Genomic DNA, 17,736 nt, shown 5'->3' on the forward strand with positions numbered 1-17,736 from the left:
TAGTAGGAAAATATTATAATAGAGTATATTGAATATAGGTATATGCTATGAGAAAGAGGAGTAGGAAATATACCCTTTAAGAGAGAGATGTCCATAGGCTGAGAGTCATCTTAAGGTTAGTTATTTTTGAATGTAGCTTTTGAGCATTTCACTTGAAACTAAGTAGAGTGAAACGGTTTTTGCCGTTAAATTTTTTAAGTGCTAGTACTATTTATAGTGCTAGAATTAAGGTGGTAACGCGGCCCTTCGTCCTTATTGAGGATGGAGGGCTTTTTTGTATGTAATTATTTAAGGAGGAATAACAATGGAAGATAATTTAAAAATTGCTAAGAACTATGCCCCTAAAGAGTTTGAAGATAGACTTTATAAAAAATGGGTAGATAACAAATATTTTACACCTGAGGTAGATGAGACTAAGAAGCCTTATACTATTATGATGCCACCTCCAAATATAACAGGGCAGCTTCATATGGGTCACGCACTAGACAATACTCTACAAGATATTCTTATGAGATATAAGAGAATGAGCGGATACTCAGCACTATGGCTACCTGGTACAGACCACGCTAGTATTGCAACTGAGGTTAGAGTTGAGAAGGAACTTATAACTCAAGGGTATGATAAGAAGGAAATGGGAAGAGATGCATTCCTTGAAAAAGTATGGGACTGGGCTGGTACATACAGAGAAAGAATCAAGGGACAGCTTACAAGACTTGGAGTTTCAGCAGACTGGACTCGTGAAAGCTTTACAATGGATGAGAACCTTAACAAGGCTGTTCGTGAAGTATTCGTAAGACTTTATAATAAGGGTCTTATTTACCAAGGTAATAGAATAATTAACTGGTGTCCAAAATGCATGACTGCTATTTCAGATGCTGAAATAGAATATGAAGAAAAAGCAGGACATTTCTGGCATATTAAGTATTCTGTAAAGGATAGTGATGAGGTATTTGTTATTGCTACAACAAGACCTGAAACAATGCTAGGAGACGTTGCAGTTGCAGTAAACCCAGAAGATGAGAGATATGCACATCTAGTTGGTAAGATGCTTATTCTTCCTCTAGTTAACAAGGAAATTCCAATAATAGCTGACGATTATGTTGATAAGGAGTTTGGTACAGGATGTGTTAAAATAACACCTGCACACGACCCTAACGACTTTATGGTTGGTGAAAGACATAACCTACCTAAGATAGTAGTTATGAATGAAGATGGAACTATGAATTCTCTAGCTGGTAAGTATGAGGGAATGGATAGATATGAAGCTAGAAAGCAGATTATTAAAGACCTTGAAGACATGGGTAACCTTGTTAAAATAGAAGACCATACACACAACGTTGGAACTCATGATAGATGTTCAACTGTTGTAGAACCACTTCTATCAAAGCAATGGTTCGTTAAAATGGAACCACTTGCAGCACCTGCTATTGATGCTGTTAGAGATGGAAGCGTACAATTTGTACCAGAGAGATTCTCAAAGATTTACTACAACTGGATGGAAAACATTCAAGATTGGTGTATATCTAGACAGCTTTGGTGGGGACATAGAATTCCAGTTTGGTACTGTGGTGACTGTGGTCATCTAACAGTTCAAAACGAAACACCTACTTGCTGCAGTCAGTGTAAGAGTGAAAATATTACTCAAGACACAGACGTACTAGATACTTGGTTCTCATCAGCACTATGGCCATTCTCAACACTTGGTTGGCCTGATACTACAAAGGACCTTAAGTATTTCTACCCAACAGATACACTAGTTACTGGATATGACATTATATTCTTCTGGGTAGCTAGAATGGTATTCTCAGGAATAGAGCAGCTAGGAGAAGTTCCATTTAAGCATGTTCTAGTTCATGGACTTGTTCGTGATTCTGAGGGAAGAAAGATGAGTAAGTCTCTAGGAAATGGTATTGACCCACTTGAGATTATTGATGAGTACGGTGCAGATGCCCTAAGATTTACACTAGCTACAGGAAATTCACCTGGAAACGATATGAGATTCTACATGGAAAGAGTAGAAGCTTCAAGAAATTTTGCTAATAAGATATGGAATGCATCAAGATTTGTTCTTATGAATATTGATGAATCTATAGTTAATGAATATAAAGACAATGCAAGTAACTACTACACTTCAGCAGATAAGTGGATCCTAAGTAGATTTAACACTGTTGTAAGAGACGTTACAGACAACCTTGATAAGTTTGAAATAGGTATTGCAGCTCAAAAGGTTAATGACTTTATATGGTCAGAGCTTTGTGACTGGTATATAGAACTTGTTAAGCCAAGACTATACTCAGACGACGCTGCAACTAAGGCTGCTGTATACAGCACTATTATGCACGTTCTAAAGGGAAGCTTAAAGATGCTTCATCCATTTATGCCATTTATTACTGAGGAAATATACACTAATATTACTTCAGAAGAAACAATAACAACAGCTAAGTGGCCAGAGTACTCAGAGGAGTTAACATTTGAAGAAGATGTTAAGGCTATGGAGTATGTAATAGACGCTATTAAGCATCTTAGAAATGTAAGAGCAGAAATGAATGTTCCTGCTTCAAGAAAGGCAACTATTATGATTATTCCATCAACAGATGAAGCTAGAGCTGCATTTGAAGAGGGAAGAGTATACTTTGAGAAGCTAGCTTCAGCTGCAGAAGTTGCATTTATAGTTTCAAGTGATGTACCAAAGGATGCTGTATCATTAGTAGTAGAAGGTGGAGAATTATTTATGCCACTTGACGACTTAATTGATAAGGAAAAAGAAATAGATAGACTTACTAAGGAAAAGGAAAAGCTAGAAAAGGAAGTTGAAAGAGTTAACAAGAAACTTTCAAATCAAGGTTTTGTAGCTAAGGCTCCTGAAAGTGTAATTAACGAAGAAAAAGATAAGCAAAAGAAGTATCAAGATATGCTAGATAAGGTACTTGAAAGACTTAACAGCTACAGGGGGTAATTATGAATTACGATGAAGCACTAAAATACGTTGAGAGTATTGGTAAGTTTGGAATAAATCTTGGAATGAAGAGAATCGAAAGATTCTGCGAAATTCTAGGAAGCCCAGAGAAACAGCTTAAGGTTATACATGTAGGTGGAACAAATGGTAAAGGTTCTACAACTACATTTTTATCTAAAATTCTTGAAAATGCAGGATATAAGGTAGGGGTTTATACCTCTCCTTATATTGAAAGATTTACAGAAAGAATTAGAATCAACAAGGAAGAGATTCCAACCTGTGAGGTTGCAAGACTTGTTACAGAAATGGTACCTCATGTTGAAACTCTAGTTAAGGAAGGACTTGATCATCCTACAGAGTTTGAGGTTATAACTGCAGTTGCATTTAAGTATTTTGCAGAGCAAAATGTTGATTTTGTAGTTCTAGAAGTAGGTCTTGGTGGAAGATTTGATGCAACAAATGTTGTTGACCCAGTACTTGAAGTATTAACTACAATAAGTCTTGACCACATTAATGTACTAGGTGACAATATTGCTAAAATAGCATATGAAAAAGCTGGTATTATTAAAAAGGATAAGCCACTTATTCTTTACCCACAGGTAAAGGAAGCACATGATGTTATTATGGAAGTTGCAAAGGAAATGAATGCAAAGATATATAATGTATCTGATGTTAAGGATGAGATTGTATCAGAGTCAGTAGATGGAACAGTTTACAATGTTTCAGGTACAGTTAAGTACGATAACCTTCACATTGGAATACTTGGCTACTACCAGGTTATGAACACTAAAACAGCTCTACTTGCTGTTAAGGCACTAAAGGAACTTGGGTATGAAATTTCAGATGAGGCTGTTTACAACGGTCTTTTAGAAGCTAGATGGCCTGCTAGATTTGAGGTTCTAACTAAGGATCCTATTATAGTACTTGATGGAGGACACAATGTTCAAGGAATTGAAGCATTAGTAGATTCAGTTAATAAGTACTTTAAGGGGAAGAAGATTAAAATAACTTGTGGAATGCTTTCAGATAAGGATTACAACAAGATGATTGATGATCTTTTAAGCATAGGAGATAACTTTGTAACTGTTACTCCGAATAACGATAGGGCACTTACTTCAGAGGAACTTGCTACTATTATTAGACAAAAAGGATATGAGGCAGTAAGTGCTTCATGTATTACTGAAGCTGTAGATATAGCTTTACAGTCAAGAGAAGAAGACGAAATGCTAGTATTCTGTGGCTCACTATATATGATAGGTGAGGTTCGTGGATACATTAAAGAGAAATTATCTTTAAGTTAATTTCAACAAAATAGAACAAAAAATCCCTTCTTAAATATAATGTATTTAAGGAGGGATTTCTTATGATAACTAGATTTGAAATTTTCTTAAAGAATATTAGAAAACAAATAATTAGAATAAATATTACCCTAAGCATGAGAATAAGGTATATTTTAAGAGTGTTTAATCTTAAAAACTAGCTGTCCATAAATATGGATAGAATAGCCTCTGATATTTTATCGCCTTTATTTCTCCATATATCGCATATTTTACTAGCTTCATCTAAAGTCTCTACATTAAAGGAATGTGATGAGGTTATATTGTCATTTTCTTTAAGGTATAGACTTACCTTACAAACATCATCTACCTGCTCAAATGAAGCAAGGTATGACTTAAATACTTCACCTAGGTATTTTCCTTCAACTAGGTGCTCATCAATTAATTGTATCTTTTCAGTTGGAATTCTATTGGTAAAAAATTCGAGTGTACTTTTTCCTGATTCTGTTAGTGTTAATTTGTGGGTATTGTTATATTTTGAGTCCTCAATAAACCCATTATCCACAAGTTCAGATAGGTACTGTTGTAATAAAAAATAATTAATAAGATTGTTCTCTAAAACTACTTGAGTTAATAGTGTATTAGATGTTGGTACCTTTAACTTATCTAATATATATAAAAGAAGTAGCTTGTTCTCAGCTAATTCGGATGTATCCTTAAACATAATGTCATCCCCCAACTAAATTAATATTACATAAATTATATCAATAATATGTAAACCCTATCAAGTAAATTATAGTTAAAATATGTAGTTATAATTTATTTATTTAAGTAATTATTGTGAGATATAGCAAATACATTATAAAAAAAGGAATTTGGAGGATAATTTGAAGAGAAATAAGCTATTTAAAAAGTGGACTATTAATTTAATGCTTATATGCTGCATTGTTGGAATTTCAGTTTTTTATTCAACAGGTAAGGGAATGAAAGTGTTTAATAGTGCACTGGCAAATAATAATTCTATTCCAGTACATAGTGTAGAGAGGGAAGATAAGACTATAGCTATAACAATAAATACTGGGTTTTCAGAGCAGTATACAGATGAGATTTTAAAGCTTCTTAGAAAGGAAGGGGTAAAGGCTACCTTTTTTACCACAGGAGCGTGGATTGATATGTATAGAAATGATGCCGTAAAAATTCATAAAAATGGACATGAAATTGGAAATAACTCATTAACATATCCCCATATTAGCCACTTAAGTAGGGAGAATCTAGAAAGAGAGATACTTGGGGCTAATGAGAAGATTAAGATGATTACAGGTAAAACAGTAGGGGTATTTAGACCTCCATATGGAGAATATAGTGATAAAAGTCAAAGGGCAGTAAGTGATATGGATATGGTTTCAGTTGTGTGGAACTTAGATTTTAAGGACTATGAGTTAGAAAATAATGAAGAAGAGTTTTTAGAAAAAGTAACTAGCGGTTCAATATTATTATTTACTAATAACTCAAATGAGTCCTACGATAAACTACAAAAAACCATTACCACTCTTAAAAAGCAGGGATATAAATTTAATACAGTATCAGAGATGATTTATAAAGATAGTTATTATATAGATCATACTGGAAGGCAAAAAAGCATATAAAACCTTGAAAGTATGTGAAAAAATTCGCATATATATGGAAAAAGATAGTCTATAGAAAAAAACGATAGATTATCTTTTTTTATTTAGAATATTTATAGATGATTGTGGAGACCCTCATAATAAAAGGATTAAGGAGGAATGATCTTATGAATATAGGGGTAATTTCACATAGAAATAATGCTAAAGATTCCATATATATTAAAAATTTTCTAAAAAAAAGAAGGAATTCTGTATTAATCATAGAAAAATATATACAGAAGAACATTTACAATAATGGCAATATATTCAATTATATTATATATGATATTAATTTAGGGGATATTTTAAATGGAAGGTATAAAGATGTTGAGTTCGATATAATCCTTATGAATACATTATGTGAAGATACATATAACAAGGATGCGATAAGCCAGGTTATATGCACTATAAAACCAGAAGGCTATTTTATATTTAACTCAGACTTTATTAACGATATAGACTTTATATGTAACAATATCTATCCAATAACATATGGATTGAATGAGAGAAGTACCGTAACGGCGAGTAGTATAAGTGACCTAGACGTTTTGGAATTTAGCTATTGTCTACAAAGGTCTATTGTTAATTACAAGGGGGAAGTAGTACATCCATTTGAGCATCCCATAAGGGAAAGTGGAAGTAGTGAGGATTTGTTTAGCTACCTTGCATCACTAACATGCATGTTAGTTCTTGGATATAATTTTTAAAATTTATTCATATTTCATGCAAAAGATTAATATCTATATCTTAAGATTAATTAAAAAGCTAAAAACACGAAGGAGAGGTATGGTAATATGACTGATAATCTATTAGTTACAAACAAAGTTTACATTGAGGGGAAGGTAGTTGCTGATATCGAGTTTAGCCATCAAATGTATGGTGAAGGTTTTTACATAGTTAAGGTTGAGGTTCCAAGATTAAGTGATGCGGTAGATATTCTACCTGTTACAGTTTCAGAAAGATTAATATCTATAATGGATATTCAGGTTGGTAGTTTAGTTAATGTTGTTGGACAACTTAGATCTTACAACAAAATAGTAGATGGACATAATAGATTAATTCTAACAATCTTTGCTAGAGATATTAATGTTATAACAGAAGTATCAAAGAGTCCTAACCAAATATTTATTGATGGTTATATCTGTAAGGCACCTGTTTATAGAACAACTCCATTTGGACGTGAAATTACAGATATCCTTGTAGCTGCAAACAGACCTTATAATAAGTCTGACTACATACCAGTTATAGCTTGGGGAAGAAATGCTAGATTCTCAAGTACATTTGAAATTGGTTCACATATTAGAATATGGGGAAGAATTCAAAGTAGGTCTTATGAGAAGAAGCTTAGTGATGAAATGATAGTAAGTAGAGTTGCTTATGAAGTTTCTATTACTAAAATGGAAAGTGTTACTGATGAAGAGGGCCTATGCGAAGATAATATTTATGAAATAGGCATTCCTTTTGGTAACGGAAATATGGATTTAAATATTGATGAAAATGAATTAAATATTGCACTTGAAGAAGTTTCTGCTGAAACAAGTGAATATTAATAAGTAAAATAAAGGGGCCTTGTATTAGCGGTTAATAACTGCTGGTACAAGCCCCATTTTTGTTTATCTTAAATCATCAAGTAATTGTGTTTTGCTAAGGGTTTTATCGTCTACGTCTTTGATTATTTTAGCAGGGGTACCTGCAACAACAACCTTTTCAGGTACATCCTTAGTTACAACAGAACCTGCAGCAACAACAGCACCATCACCTATTTTAACTCCTTCAAGAAGTACTGCATTAGCACCTACCATAACGTTGTTGCCAACAATTACAGGGTCCTTAGAAGGTGGTTCTAAAACTCCTGCAATAACAGCACCAGCACCTATATGTGAATACTTGCCGATTTTAGCTCTAGCACCAAGAACTGCATTCATATCTATCATAGAACCTTCACCGATTTCACAGCCTATATTTATAACGGCACCCATCATAATAACAGCACTATCATGTATGGTTACACCTTCTCGTATAATAGCACCAGGCTCGATTCTAGCATTAATATTTCTAATATCAAGCATTGGAATAGGTGAGTTGCGCCTATCGTATATAACCCTGCTATTTTTAATTGTTGAACTATTTGAGGATATAAGATTCTCAATAAGATGGTTATCCCCAAATACTATATAAAATCCATCTGTACCATATATCTCGAGACCCTCATAGGTAGTTGAGGAGAGTGTACCGCTTATATATGCTGTAACAGGGGTTTTTTTAGTACTTTCCTTAATGAATCTAGCTATTTCGTATGGGTCAGTTAAGTCATAATCTTTTCTTGTGTTCATAAAGATTCCTCCTTATATTAGAAGTTAGTTATAAGATAATTCTCTAGTCTATTAAGAGCTTCCTGTAAATTTTCCATAGAACATACGTAGGATATTCTTATATACCCATCTATTCCACCAGAAAAAGCAGTACTTGGAACTACTGCAACACCTGCCTTATCTAGTAAATCAAGTGCAAAATCATAGGATGAGGGATTAAATTTCTTAATAGATGGGAAAAAGTAAAATCCTCCAGTTGGAAGTGTACAGTTAAGGTTCATATCTACTAATCTATTATAAACATAATCACGTCTTTTAATGTATTCCGCTTTCATATATAGTGGATCATCTAAACCAGTTGTAACAGCCTCAAGTGCTGCGTATTGGCTTATACTACTTGTACAGGTGGAATTGTATTGGTGAACCTTAACAAAGTTGTCTGTAAGGTATTTTGGTGCTAATAAAAAGCCTATTCTAAACCCTGTCATTGAATGGGACTTAGATAGTGCATTAACAATAATTACATTATTTCGAATAAAATCTATATTACCAATGGATATATGTGGACCGTTATAACAAAGCTCACTATAAACCTCGTCTGAGAGTACTAATATATTACTGTCTAGGGCTACCTGTGCAATTGAAAGGATTTCTTCATATGTTAGTGTAGTTCCTGTTGGGTTAGAAGGGTAGGGTAGAATTAAACATTTAGTGTTTTTTGTAATTGCATTTTTTAGTTTTGAAGCTGTTAATTTAAAATTATCCTCTGTTGTATCTATGTATATGCATTTTCCCCCGAGTATTTTAATTAATGGTTCATAACCTGGATATGCAGGGGAGGGGATTATCACCTCGTCACCACTTGAAATAATAGTTCTAAGAGCAGTATCTATTGCCTCACTTGCACCATTTGTTACAATAATTTCATCCTCACTTGAGTAGTTAAGGGAGTACTTAGTATTCATATATGATGATACACCTTTAAGCAAAGGTGTAATTCCTTTGTTAGGAGTGTATACTGTATACCCATTTTCTAAGGCCTCAATTGACTTTTTTATTATATGATCTGGAGTTTTAAAGTCTGGCTGACCTATGGTTAGAGAAAGTGCATTAGGATAGTTAGATGCAATGTTTAGAAATTTTCTAATACCGGATATTTCGATGCCAAGAACAGATTCATTAATAAAACACATAAAAACACCTCCAATTTTAAAAAGCCCCACTTAAAAAATTAAGAGGGGCAATAATTCTAGCCGATAACGTCACTCATAGTATAGAAACCTGAAGTTTGATCCTTAAGGTAGATAGCAGCCTTAATAGCTCCATCTGCAAAAACTTCACGTGTTAATGCTGTATGTTTGATTTCAACAATTTCATTGTTACTTGCAAATAATGCAGTGTGCTCGCCAAATATTCCTCCGGCTCTTACAGCGTGTATACCAATTTCGTTTTCAGTTCTTTTTTCAGTTTTAGTATGTCTTCCATGAACATAGTTTATACTATCCTCAAGTGATTCCTTCATAGCATCAGCAATCATAAGCGCTGTTCCACTTGGAGCATCAAGTTTTTGGTTGTGATGCTTTTCTATAACTTCAATATTAAACTCTGGGTAAAGAGTTGCAGCTGCCTTTTTAACCAGTGATAGTAAAAGGTTAATACCAACTGACATATTACCTGAGTGAAGTATTGGGAATGACTTTGAAGCTTCTAGCATTTTAGCTTTTTGCTCTTCAGAAAATCCTGTTGTACATATAACTAAAGGTGTATGTGTTCTTTTGCCAAAGTCTAGAAGACTATCAAGGCAGCTATGATTTGAAAAGTCTATTACAACATCAGCGCTTTCCTTAACATCATTAAGTGATGAGTATACAGGGTAAGTGCTTAGCATTTTAGCATCTCTATCAACACCACATACAACTTCCATGTTATCAGAAGTGTTTATAAGACGAGTTAGTACCTGACCAACTCTTCCGTTACATCCAAATAATAATACTTTCATTAATAACCTCCGAGGATTAAAATCCGTATTCATTCATTGCCTTACTTAAAACATCATGTCCCTTTGGTGAGATGTCTAGTAAAGGTAGTCTTAAAGTACCAACGTTTTTCCCGATTATATTTAAAGCTGCTTTAACAGGTATAGGGTTACACTCAATAAATAAAGCGTTAATAACTGGTAGCATATTTAGTTGTATATCTAATGCTTCCTTAGTTTTACCCTCTAAATATTTAGCGCAAATATCATGGGTTTGTTTTGGTAGAATGTTTGCAACAACAGATATAACACCTTTTCCTCCAAGAGACATTATAGGAACGATTTGATCATCGTTTCCTGAATATATATCTATTCCTGGGCATAGGTAAGCTATTTCTGCAACCTGGCTCATGTTACCACTAGCTTCCTTAATAGCAACAATATTAGGAAGTTTTGAAACTTCCTTAAGTGTTGTAGGAAGTAGGTTAAGTCCTGTTCTTGATGGTACATTATACACTATAATTGGAGTGTTAACAGCAGTTGCTATAGCTTCGAAGTGCTTAACACATCCCTCTTGAGTTGTTTTGTTGTAGTATGGAGTTATAACTAACAGCCCGTCTACTCCAATACTATCTGCCCATTTGCTCATTTCTACTGAAGAAGCAGTGTTATTGCTTCCTGTTCCTGCAATAACAGGAACTCTCTTATTTACTGTATCTACTGTAAATTTAATAGTTTCTTTTCTTTCAGATTCTGTCATAGTTGATGCTTCACCTGTAGTTCCACAAACTATAATAGCGTCTGTTCCTTCTTCTATATGCCATTCAATAAGCTCTTGTAGTTTATCGAAGTCAACACCACTGTTTGTAAAGGGAGTAATAATTGCAACCCCTGATCCGGTAAAAATACTCATGAATACTCATCCTTTCATTTCAAACTTATTTTCATTATATGCATATAGAGAGATTTTTGCAATTTAACATAAAATAAAAAATAAAATAAATTATACCATGCTACTAAGCATTTAGTAGCATGATAGTTTAACATAAAAATTACTTATTAATAAGAAGTTCAGCTATTTGAACTGCGTTAGTTGCAGCACCTTTTCTAATGTTATCTGCAACAACCCACATGTTAAGTCCATTATCAACTGACTCATCACGTCTAATTCTTCCAACGAAGACTTCATCACGTCCAGCTAGCATTGCAGGCATTGGATATTCGTTTTTTGATGGGTTATCTATAACTACAATACCCTTAGCTGATGATAAAACTTCTCTTGCCTCATCAACCTCAAAGCTGTTTTCGAACTCAAGGTTAATTGACTCACTGTGACCATAGTATACAGGAACTCTAACAGTAGTTGCTGTAACCCTAATATCATCTCTGTGAAGAATTTTTTGAGTTTCAAGAACCATTTTCATTTCTTCCTTAGTATATCCATTATCCATAAATACATCTATATGAGGAATTAGGTTGTATGCTATTTGGTGCTGGAACTTCTTAGGCTCTGCACCCTTAAGTGAACCATCCTCAAGATCTGCATAACCAGCAACTCCAGCTCCTGCAACTGCTTGGTATGTTGAGTAAATAACTCTCTTGATTTTATACTTATCTTCTAGTGGCTTAAGTGCAACAACCGCTTGAATTGTTGAACAGTTAGGGTTTGCTATAATACCCTTGTTCCACTTAATATCTTCAGGATTAACCTCAGGAACTACTAGAGGAACTTCCTTGTCCATTCTCCAAGCACTTGAGTTGTCTACTACAATACATCCCTTAGATGCTGCAATAGGTGCAAACTCCTTACTTGTATCTCCACCTGCTGAGAATAGTGCTATATCTATTCCTCTATCAAATGAATCTTCCTTTAGTTCTTCTACTGTATATTCCTTACCGTCATATTCCATTACTTCTCCAGCTGATCTTGCTGATGAAAATAGGTAAAGTTCATCGATTGGGAAATTTCTTTCCTTTAATACTTGTAAAAATGTTCTCCCAACCATACCAGTTGCCCCTACAACTGCTAATTTAACTCCCATAATAATACCTCCTTAAAGCGTTGAATCTTATACTTTTATGAAGGTTATTATATCACAAAATTGCAAAATATACTAATTAATATTTGCAAAAAAGTTGTAAAAAACAGTGTTTTAGCTACCTGATAAAAACATAACACAAAATAATAAATATTTGGTTAATTAAAATATGAATGTTGGTTTACGTAAACTTGCATTATCAAATGAATAATATTTTTAGGTAGGGGTAAAATATAGCTATTAATGAAATGGGGAGGTGATTTTTTGGCAACACCATTTAAGAAGAAGGTTAAGGCTAAGCTTGTTGCAAATAAGGAGCTAACTGAGGAGATGAAACAAAGGGAATCTATTAAGTATGAGATAGCTGAGGAGCTTGGACTTCTAGATAAGGTTGAGAAGTATGGATGGGATGGACTAACATCCAGTGAAACTGGAAGAATAGGTGGAATCATGACTAGACGTAATAAGACAGCAGGGCGTAAGTGGAATAAATAATAAAACAAAACTAAAGGTATTATCCCTTTAGTTTTGTTTTAATGTATATTGATTATTCAGATTTGAATTTTATACAATATAAAAAACTTCATCTACAGTAGAATTAAGTGCCTTTGCTATTTTAAGTGCAAGCATTACCGATGGTGAGTAGTCACCTTTTTCAATTTGACCAATGGTTTGACGTGAAACCGAAACTAATTTAGCAAGGTCAGTTTGATTTAAGTTATGCCTTGCACGAAGTTCCTTAACTTTATTTTTAAGTTCCATATTTCCTCCTAAGGTCTAGTTAGACTTTTCAAGTTTATAAACCTCTAATAAGTAAATTGATTTACTTATTATAAGTAGGGTAGTTACTATTATAACAGCTAGTATAGTATCTATATTTAGTAATAGGCCAATTATCATTAAAAATATTATTATAAAAAACATTAATCCGTCTATTGTTTTAAATGACTTAAATGCAGCCTTATATGCTATTGTTTTTTCACATTCATCTAAGTGATTAAATGCATGTTTTGAAATGCCTGGTGAAAGTACATCAAGTTGCCTAGTTTTATAAATTCTATTATAAAATTTAAAAGCTATTATTGGAAGTACAGTAGAAGCTACGGTTATTATTACTGCAAATAATAAATATAAAATTGACGTAGTGCTAGTAGATGGAAGTTTCTCTATGTATAAAATTAAAATAACTATCCATCCAAGAGTAAAAACGTTTAACAAGGTAGAAGTGGATAGAATAATTGTAAGGTTTTTATGGGTATCCGTATCAAGTGTATATTCATCTATATCATTATTAGATTTAATTGTTTTATTAATTTTAATCATTGAAACAGTAGTAATTAATATTAATATAAGTGATACAACAGCTCCTAAGTAAAATATAATGTTGTAGAAGGTTTCATTTGGCTCAATATTACTTAAATCAATATTGCCAGCAAAGAATGCAGAACTAAAGCCGGCAAGCCCTCCTAAAACCATAAATAATATAAAGTAAAAAATAGATTTTTTATTAGTATTTAAACTCATTTCAACACGTCCTTTCTTAAGGATTATTATAGTTTAGTTAGGAGTAAATGTAAAGTAAACTTTACAATTTGTTAAATGAACTATACAAAATGTTATTTAAACTTAACCTAATTAAGTCTAAATTTACAGAATATAAGCTTTTTGAAAAAAGTATGTTATAATGACTATTGTGTTCCTTGCCAAACCACATTAAAACAAGGTGAGCTGTGCCTGAAGATACCAGCTCAAAAAACAAGAAAACAGGAGGAATTTATATATGAGAGGCATTTCAGTTTCAAATCTAACAAAGGTAGCAATTGTTGCAGCATTATACATAGTGTTAACTATTGCTATAGCACCAATAGGTTATGGTGCAATTCAATTTAGAGTATCGGAAATCTTAAATTTATTAGTATTTTTTAATCCTATATATGGGATATCCCTAATAATAGGATGTGCACTATCTAATATATATAGTCCACTTGGAATTTACGATGTTATTTTTGGTACACTATCAACTGCATTAAGTGTATACTTTATTGCAAAGTCTAAGAATTTATTTGTAGCATCATTATGGCCAAGCTTATTTATACCGGTAATAGTAGCCTTAGAGCTTTACTTACTTCAAAACATACCATTTGTTGCAACTGCTGCATCAATTTTTGTAAGCGAATTTATAATTATGACTATTATTGCTTATCCTATATTTAAGGGAATTAGTAAAAATGAAAAATTAATGTCTTATATAGAAAAATAATAAACATTAATATATACGCAAGGAATAGAAACCCCAAAGAGAAAATCTCTTTGGGGTTATTTTTTAATATATACTTTTATAAGGGTAAGCTCACCTCTAATTTCATATTCCTTAAGGGATGCTGGTATAAGGAAGGTATCTCCCTTGTTAATTGGTTGACTAGATCCCTTATATATAATATAGCCACTACCATTAATACAGGTATATACATGGAAGCTTTTATAACAGGGATGGTCAAGAAGTGAGCCATTTAGGTTAATATAGTCAACAGTAAAGTCTTTAATATCTATTAGGTTATAAAAATATTCCCCTTCATAATCCGATGCCTTAATTATTTCTCCCTTTGATTTAGGGTTTATTACATCTAAAGCATTATTTATATGAAGTTTTCGTTTGCATCCATTTTCAAGTCTATCCCAGTCATATAGTCTATAGGTTAAGTCGCTACTTTGCTGAACTTCAAGTACAACTATATTTTCAAGTAGTGCATGGACTGTACCAGAGGGAATGTATATACAATCACCAATTGATACATTTTCTATATTTAAATAATCAGAAATATTACCATTTGAGAGTGAGGATTCTATATCTTTTTTACTGGTATTATCCTTAAGTCCTAAAATGATTTTGCTATCTTTATTAGCATGTAGTACATACCAAAGCTCATTTTTGCCAAGGGATCTATAATTATTGTAGGCATATCTATCATTAGGGTGAACCTGAATAGAAAGTCTATCCCTTGCATCAAGAATCTTTACTATTATAGGGAAAAAATCAGAATCAATATTTTTTCCAAGAATTTCGACTGGGTATATATCTACAAGTGTTTTTAAATAAAGATCCTTAAAAACACCGCTTTTTATTTTACATAGATAGTCTGTGTGGCAGGATATTTCAAAGCTTTCACCTGTATTATTACTTGGAATGTTTTTACCTAAAATAGATTTAAGGTTATTTCCACCCCAAATACACTCTTTGAAAAAGGGGGTTAAAAAAAGAGGATAAAACATATATTTCCTCCTATAATTCATTTTTATATAAGTCTATTCAGGGAAAGTGTGAAATGTTCCTAAATAATAAAGTTGATTTTTATTTCTAAATAGATAATAATATTTTAAGTAAAATCCTTTAGGAGATGATTGTATGAATGAACAGTATACGTATATTTCCCAGGTTTATGATAAAATGATAGAAATGGACTATAGTAAGTGGAGTGACTTTCTACGTGACTATTTTAATAATAGGGGAATTAATACTAGGGGGACAAAAGCCCTAGAACTTGGGTGTGGAACTGGAAATATGACTTTGAAACTTAAGGAATTAGGTTTTGATGTAACAGGGGTCGATATTTCCTATGATATGCTTCAGGTGGCAGAAGAAAAGCTTAGGCTTAAAAATTACAGCGTTAAATTTGTTAATATGGATATGACAGATATAGACCTTTCAAAAAAGTTTGATTTTATATTTTCCTTCTGTGATGGGTATAACTATATATTAGAAGAAGAGGATATGTTAAGGGGATTTGAAGGTGTTTTTAATTCACTTGAAGAGGATGGATATTTTGTTTTCGATGTTAGTACACAATATAAGCTTTTAGAACATATAGGGAATAAGAGTTTTACCCTTAATGAAGATGATCTTTGTTATATATGGGATAATTATATTGAAGATGAATTCATTGAAATGTATATAACATTCTTTGTTAAAGAAGGTGGCTTATACAGAAGGTTTGATGAGGTACACTACCAAAGGGCCTATAGTATAGACTATATTGTAGATTTGCTTAAGAATGTAGGATTTAATAATATAGAGATTTATAATGATTACGAAAATATACCATATGAGAATAAAAGCCTTAGGGCAACATTCATATGTAGAAAATAGGAGGGCATTATGGGATATATAGTTAGAGGAACAGCTAGTGAAGGTAATGTTAGAGTATTTTGTGCTATTACTACTGATATAGTAGAAGAGGCTAGAAAGATGCATAATCTAAGCCCAGTAGCATCAGCGGCACTTGGAAGACTTTTAAGTGCAGGAACAATTCTAGGGGTTATGTCTAAGGGAGATAAGGACAGAATTACAATCTCTATGAATGGTGGAGGTGAGGCAGGTAATCTTGTTGTAGCAACAGATTCAACAGGTAATGTAAAGGGATACATAGGTAACCCTGCAGTTACACTTCCTCCAAACGAAAATGGAAACCTTGATGTGTCAGGTGCAGTAGGGAAAAATGGAACACTTAATATTATTAAGGACTTAGGTCTTAAGGAGCCATATGTAGGTAAGGTTCCTATATATACAGGAGAAATTGGAGATGATATAGCATATTATTTTGCAGTATCAGAGCAGGTTCCATCAGCAGTTGTACTTGGAGTATTAGTTGATAAGGATGATATGACAATTAAAGCAGCAGGATCAATTATTATTCAGATGATGCCAGGTTCACCTGAGATGCTTGGAGATGTTATAACTTATAGACTACAAGAAATACCACCACTATCAACACTAATATCTGAAGGTAAGTCAGCTGAGGATATACTTAATATGTTATTTGACGATATGGACCTTGTTATCCATGAGAAGCAGGAAGTACATTATAAGTGTGACTGTTCAAGAGAGAGAGTTGAGAAGACTCTGATTTCACTTGGGGAAGAGGAACTGAATAGGATTAAGGAAGAAGAGAATACTATTGGTGTTGAATGTCACTTCTGTGATAAGAAGTATGAATTTACATCAGATAATATTGAGGATTTAATAACCTCAGCTAAATAGAATTATATATCCTAGCTATTGGTTTTAAAGGGACTTTAATAGCTAGGAAAACTTTTTTATAAAAAGTATTGACATTGAATCCGTATTACTGTATCATAATAAATGTCGGCAGGGCAAACCGCCGGCAACACTGACGAAGTAATCGTTATGGAAGCATAGCTCAGCTGGGAGAGCACCTGCCTTACAAGCAGGGGGTCACAGGTTCGATCCCTGTTGTTTCCACCACAAATGGCCCAGTAGCTCAGTTGGTTAGAGTGCTGGCCTGTCACGCCAGAGGTCGAGGGTTCGAGCCCCTTCTGGGTCGCCATTTGATTACTTTATGCCTCGATAGCTCAGTCGGTAGAGCAGTGGATTGAAAATCCACGTGTCGCTGGTTCGATTCCGGCTCGAGGCACCAGTATGGCGCCATAGCCAAGTGGTAAGGCAGAGGTCTGCAAAACCTTTATCCCCAGTTCAAATCTGGGTGGCGCCTCCAATA

Annotated in this window: 18 protein-coding genes, 4 tRNA genes and 1 other annotated feature; of the genes, 13 read left to right on the top strand and 9 right to left on the bottom strand. The window is 33.4% G+C overall.

Annotated elements, in window-relative coordinates; genetic code table 11:
• The first annotated feature begins 38 nt into the window (after positions 1–38).
• Positions 39–257: a binding site (T-box leader), on the top strand.
• A gap of 47 nt (positions 258–304) precedes the next feature.
• Together RR539_RS00630 and RR539_RS00635 are read left to right on the top strand one after the other, a co-directional pair.
• Positions 305–2,956 (top strand): valine--tRNA ligase, encoded by a 2,652-nt coding sequence (locus RR539_RS00630; protein WP_332483569.1) that lies wholly within the window; start codon positions 305–307, stop codon positions 2,954–2,956.
• Positions 2,957–2,958: 2 nt separating this feature from the next.
• Positions 2,959–4,257, top strand: coding sequence for a bifunctional folylpolyglutamate synthase/dihydrofolate synthase (locus RR539_RS00635; protein WP_332474133.1), 1,299 nt, complete (start codon positions 2,959–2,961; stop codon positions 4,255–4,257).
• A gap of 175 nt (positions 4,258–4,432) precedes the next feature.
• Here the strand turns inward: RR539_RS00635 and RR539_RS00640 are convergent, their stop codons facing one another.
• Complete coding sequence (locus RR539_RS00640; protein ID WP_332474134.1) at positions 4,433–4,957, bottom strand: DUF4364 family protein; 525 nt, start codon at positions 4,955–4,957, stop codon at positions 4,433–4,435.
• A gap of 163 nt (positions 4,958–5,120) precedes the next feature.
• Between RR539_RS00640 and RR539_RS00645 the strand changes: the two genes are divergently transcribed.
• From RR539_RS00645 to RR539_RS00655, 3 genes are all read left to right on the top strand, one after another.
• Complete coding sequence (locus RR539_RS00645) at positions 5,121–5,879, top strand: polysaccharide deacetylase family protein (protein ID WP_332474135.1); 759 nt, start codon at positions 5,121–5,123, stop codon at positions 5,877–5,879.
• Between the two features lie 146 nt (positions 5,880–6,025).
• On the top strand, positions 6,026–6,604 hold the full coding sequence (locus RR539_RS00650) for a hypothetical protein (protein ID WP_332474136.1): 579 nt from the start codon (positions 6,026–6,028) through the stop codon (positions 6,602–6,604).
• A gap of 87 nt (positions 6,605–6,691) precedes the next feature.
• Positions 6,692–7,447 carry a single-stranded DNA-binding protein gene (locus tag RR539_RS00655; RefSeq protein ID WP_332474137.1) on the top strand — a complete coding sequence of 252 codons (756 nt, stop codon included), beginning with the start codon at positions 6,692–6,694 and terminating at the stop codon, positions 7,445–7,447.
• Positions 7,448–7,510: 63 nt separating this feature from the next.
• On the opposite strand, the gene dapD is transcribed toward RR539_RS00655, so the two are convergent.
• The 5 genes from dapD to RR539_RS00680 form a co-directional block, all read right to left on the bottom strand.
• On the bottom strand, positions 7,511–8,230 hold the full coding sequence (dapD, locus tag RR539_RS00660) for a 2,3,4,5-tetrahydropyridine-2,6-dicarboxylate N-acetyltransferase (RefSeq protein ID WP_332474138.1): 720 nt from the start codon (positions 8,228–8,230) through the stop codon (positions 7,511–7,513).
• A 17-nt stretch (positions 8,231–8,247) separates the two neighbouring features.
• The gene (locus tag RR539_RS00665; protein WP_332474139.1) at positions 8,248–9,402 is read right to left on the bottom strand and encodes an aminotransferase class I/II-fold pyridoxal phosphate-dependent enzyme; all 1,155 of its coding nucleotides are present in this window, start codon (positions 9,400–9,402) and stop codon (positions 8,248–8,250) included.
• 56 nt (positions 9,403–9,458) lie between these two features.
• The gene (gene dapB / locus RR539_RS00670) at positions 9,459–10,208 is read right to left on the bottom strand and encodes a 4-hydroxy-tetrahydrodipicolinate reductase (RefSeq protein ID WP_332474140.1); all 750 of its coding nucleotides are present in this window, start codon (positions 10,206–10,208) and stop codon (positions 9,459–9,461) included.
• A 16-nt stretch (positions 10,209–10,224) separates the two neighbouring features.
• On the bottom strand, positions 10,225–11,097 hold the full coding sequence (gene dapA / locus RR539_RS00675) for a 4-hydroxy-tetrahydrodipicolinate synthase (RefSeq protein WP_332474141.1): 873 nt from the start codon (positions 11,095–11,097) through the stop codon (positions 10,225–10,227).
• 139 nt (positions 11,098–11,236) lie between these two features.
• Entirely contained in the window at positions 11,237–12,226 is a 990-nt protein-coding gene (locus RR539_RS00680; protein ID WP_332474142.1) for an aspartate-semialdehyde dehydrogenase, read from the bottom strand.
• A 240-nt stretch (positions 12,227–12,466) separates the two neighbouring features.
• On the opposite strand from RR539_RS00680, the gene RR539_RS00685 reads away from it, so the two are divergent.
• Entirely contained in the window at positions 12,467–12,718 is a 252-nt protein-coding gene (locus RR539_RS00685) for a small, acid-soluble spore protein, alpha/beta type (protein WP_332474143.1), read from the top strand.
• 69 nt (positions 12,719–12,787) lie between these two features.
• Here the strand turns inward: RR539_RS00685 and RR539_RS00690 are convergent, their stop codons facing one another.
• Both RR539_RS00690 and RR539_RS00695 read right to left on the bottom strand, forming a co-directional pair.
• On the bottom strand, positions 12,788–12,985 hold the full coding sequence (locus RR539_RS00690) for a helix-turn-helix transcriptional regulator (protein WP_332474144.1): 198 nt from the start codon (positions 12,983–12,985) through the stop codon (positions 12,788–12,790).
• Between the two features lie 15 nt (positions 12,986–13,000).
• A complete protein-coding gene (locus tag RR539_RS00695; RefSeq protein WP_332474145.1) occupies positions 13,001–13,747 on the bottom strand; it encodes a DUF3169 family protein in 747 nt (248 codons plus the stop codon).
• Positions 13,748–14,003: 256 nt separating this feature from the next.
• Here RR539_RS00695 and RR539_RS00700 point away from each other — a divergent pair, with 256 nt between their 5' ends.
• Complete coding sequence (locus RR539_RS00700; protein WP_332474146.1) at positions 14,004–14,483, top strand: QueT transporter family protein; 480 nt, start codon at positions 14,004–14,006, stop codon at positions 14,481–14,483.
• A 56-nt stretch (positions 14,484–14,539) separates the two neighbouring features.
• On the opposite strand, the gene RR539_RS00705 is transcribed toward RR539_RS00700, so the two are convergent.
• Positions 14,540–15,493, bottom strand: a complete 954-nt coding sequence (locus tag RR539_RS00705; RefSeq protein WP_332483570.1) for a type I phosphomannose isomerase catalytic subunit — start codon at positions 15,491–15,493, stop codon at positions 14,540–14,542.
• 133 nt (positions 15,494–15,626) lie between these two features.
• Here RR539_RS00705 and RR539_RS00710 point away from each other — a divergent pair, with 133 nt between their 5' ends.
• The 6 genes from RR539_RS00710 to RR539_RS00735 all read left to right on the top strand — a co-directional run bounded on the left by RR539_RS00710 (position 15,627) and on the right by RR539_RS00735 (position 17,733).
• Complete coding sequence (locus RR539_RS00710) at positions 15,627–16,367, top strand: class I SAM-dependent DNA methyltransferase (protein WP_332500160.1); 741 nt, start codon at positions 15,627–15,629, stop codon at positions 16,365–16,367.
• Positions 16,368–16,373: 6 nt separating this feature from the next.
• Positions 16,374–17,258, top strand: coding sequence for an Hsp33 family molecular chaperone HslO (gene hslO / locus RR539_RS00715; RefSeq protein WP_332474149.1), 885 nt, complete (start codon positions 16,374–16,376; stop codon positions 17,256–17,258).
• Positions 17,259–17,407: 149 nt separating this feature from the next.
• Positions 17,408–17,483 (top strand) — tRNA-Val (locus tag RR539_RS00720).
• A 5-nt stretch (positions 17,484–17,488) separates the two neighbouring features.
• Positions 17,489–17,565: transfer RNA gene (locus RR539_RS00725), tRNA-Asp, on the top strand.
• 14 nt (positions 17,566–17,579) lie between these two features.
• A tRNA-Phe gene (locus RR539_RS00730) sits at positions 17,580–17,655 on the top strand.
• 4 nt (positions 17,656–17,659) lie between these two features.
• Positions 17,660–17,733: transfer RNA gene (locus RR539_RS00735), tRNA-Cys, on the top strand.
• Positions 17,734–17,736 lie beyond the last annotated feature (3 nt).

Source organism: Clostridium sp. (assembly GCF_036639235.1).
In the GTDB taxonomy this organism is placed as follows: domain Bacteria; phylum Bacillota; class Clostridia; order Clostridiales; family Caloramatoraceae; genus Clostridium_AB.

Bases quoted from the DNA above. Each gene is read 5' to 3' on its own strand.
- RR539_RS00665 (WP_332474139.1), bottom strand. From the start codon at position 9,402: ATGTGTTTTATTAATGAATCTGTTCTTGGCATCGAAATATCCGGTATT.
- RR539_RS00640 (WP_332474134.1), bottom strand. From the start codon at position 4,957: ATGTTTAAGGATACATCCGAATTAGCTGAGAACAAGCTACTTCTTTTA.
- RR539_RS00630 (WP_332483569.1), top strand. From the start codon at position 305: ATGGAAGATAATTTAAAAATTGCTAAGAACTATGCCCCTAAAGAGTTT.
- RR539_RS00705 (WP_332483570.1), bottom strand. From the start codon at position 15,493: ATGTTTTATCCTCTTTTTTTAACCCCCTTTTTCAAAGAGTGTATTTGG.
- RR539_RS00690 (WP_332474144.1), bottom strand. From the start codon at position 12,985: ATGGAACTTAAAAATAAAGTTAAGGAACTTCGTGCAAGGCATAACTTA.
- RR539_RS00650 (WP_332474136.1), top strand. From the start codon at position 6,026: ATGAATATAGGGGTAATTTCACATAGAAATAATGCTAAAGATTCCATA.
- RR539_RS00685 (WP_332474143.1), top strand. From the start codon at position 12,467: ATGAAATGGGGAGGTGATTTTTTGGCAACACCATTTAAGAAGAAGGTT.
- RR539_RS00700 (WP_332474146.1), top strand. From the start codon at position 14,004: ATGAGAGGCATTTCAGTTTCAAATCTAACAAAGGTAGCAATTGTTGCA.
- RR539_RS00710 (WP_332500160.1), top strand. From the start codon at position 15,627: ATGAATGAACAGTATACGTATATTTCCCAGGTTTATGATAAAATGATA.
- RR539_RS00635 (WP_332474133.1), top strand. From the start codon at position 2,959: ATGAATTACGATGAAGCACTAAAATACGTTGAGAGTATTGGTAAGTTT.
- RR539_RS00695 (WP_332474145.1), bottom strand. From the start codon at position 13,747: ATGAGTTTAAATACTAATAAAAAATCTATTTTTTACTTTATATTATTT.
- RR539_RS00680 (WP_332474142.1), bottom strand. From the start codon at position 12,226: ATGGGAGTTAAATTAGCAGTTGTAGGGGCAACTGGTATGGTTGGGAGA.
- dapB (WP_332474140.1), bottom strand. From the start codon at position 10,208: ATGAAAGTATTATTATTTGGATGTAACGGAAGAGTTGGTCAGGTACTA.
- RR539_RS00655 (WP_332474137.1), top strand. From the start codon at position 6,692: ATGACTGATAATCTATTAGTTACAAACAAAGTTTACATTGAGGGGAAG.
- dapA (WP_332474141.1), bottom strand. From the start codon at position 11,097: ATGAGTATTTTTACCGGATCAGGGGTTGCAATTATTACTCCCTTTACA.
- dapD (WP_332474138.1), bottom strand. From the start codon at position 8,230: ATGAACACAAGAAAAGATTATGACTTAACTGACCCATACGAAATAGCT.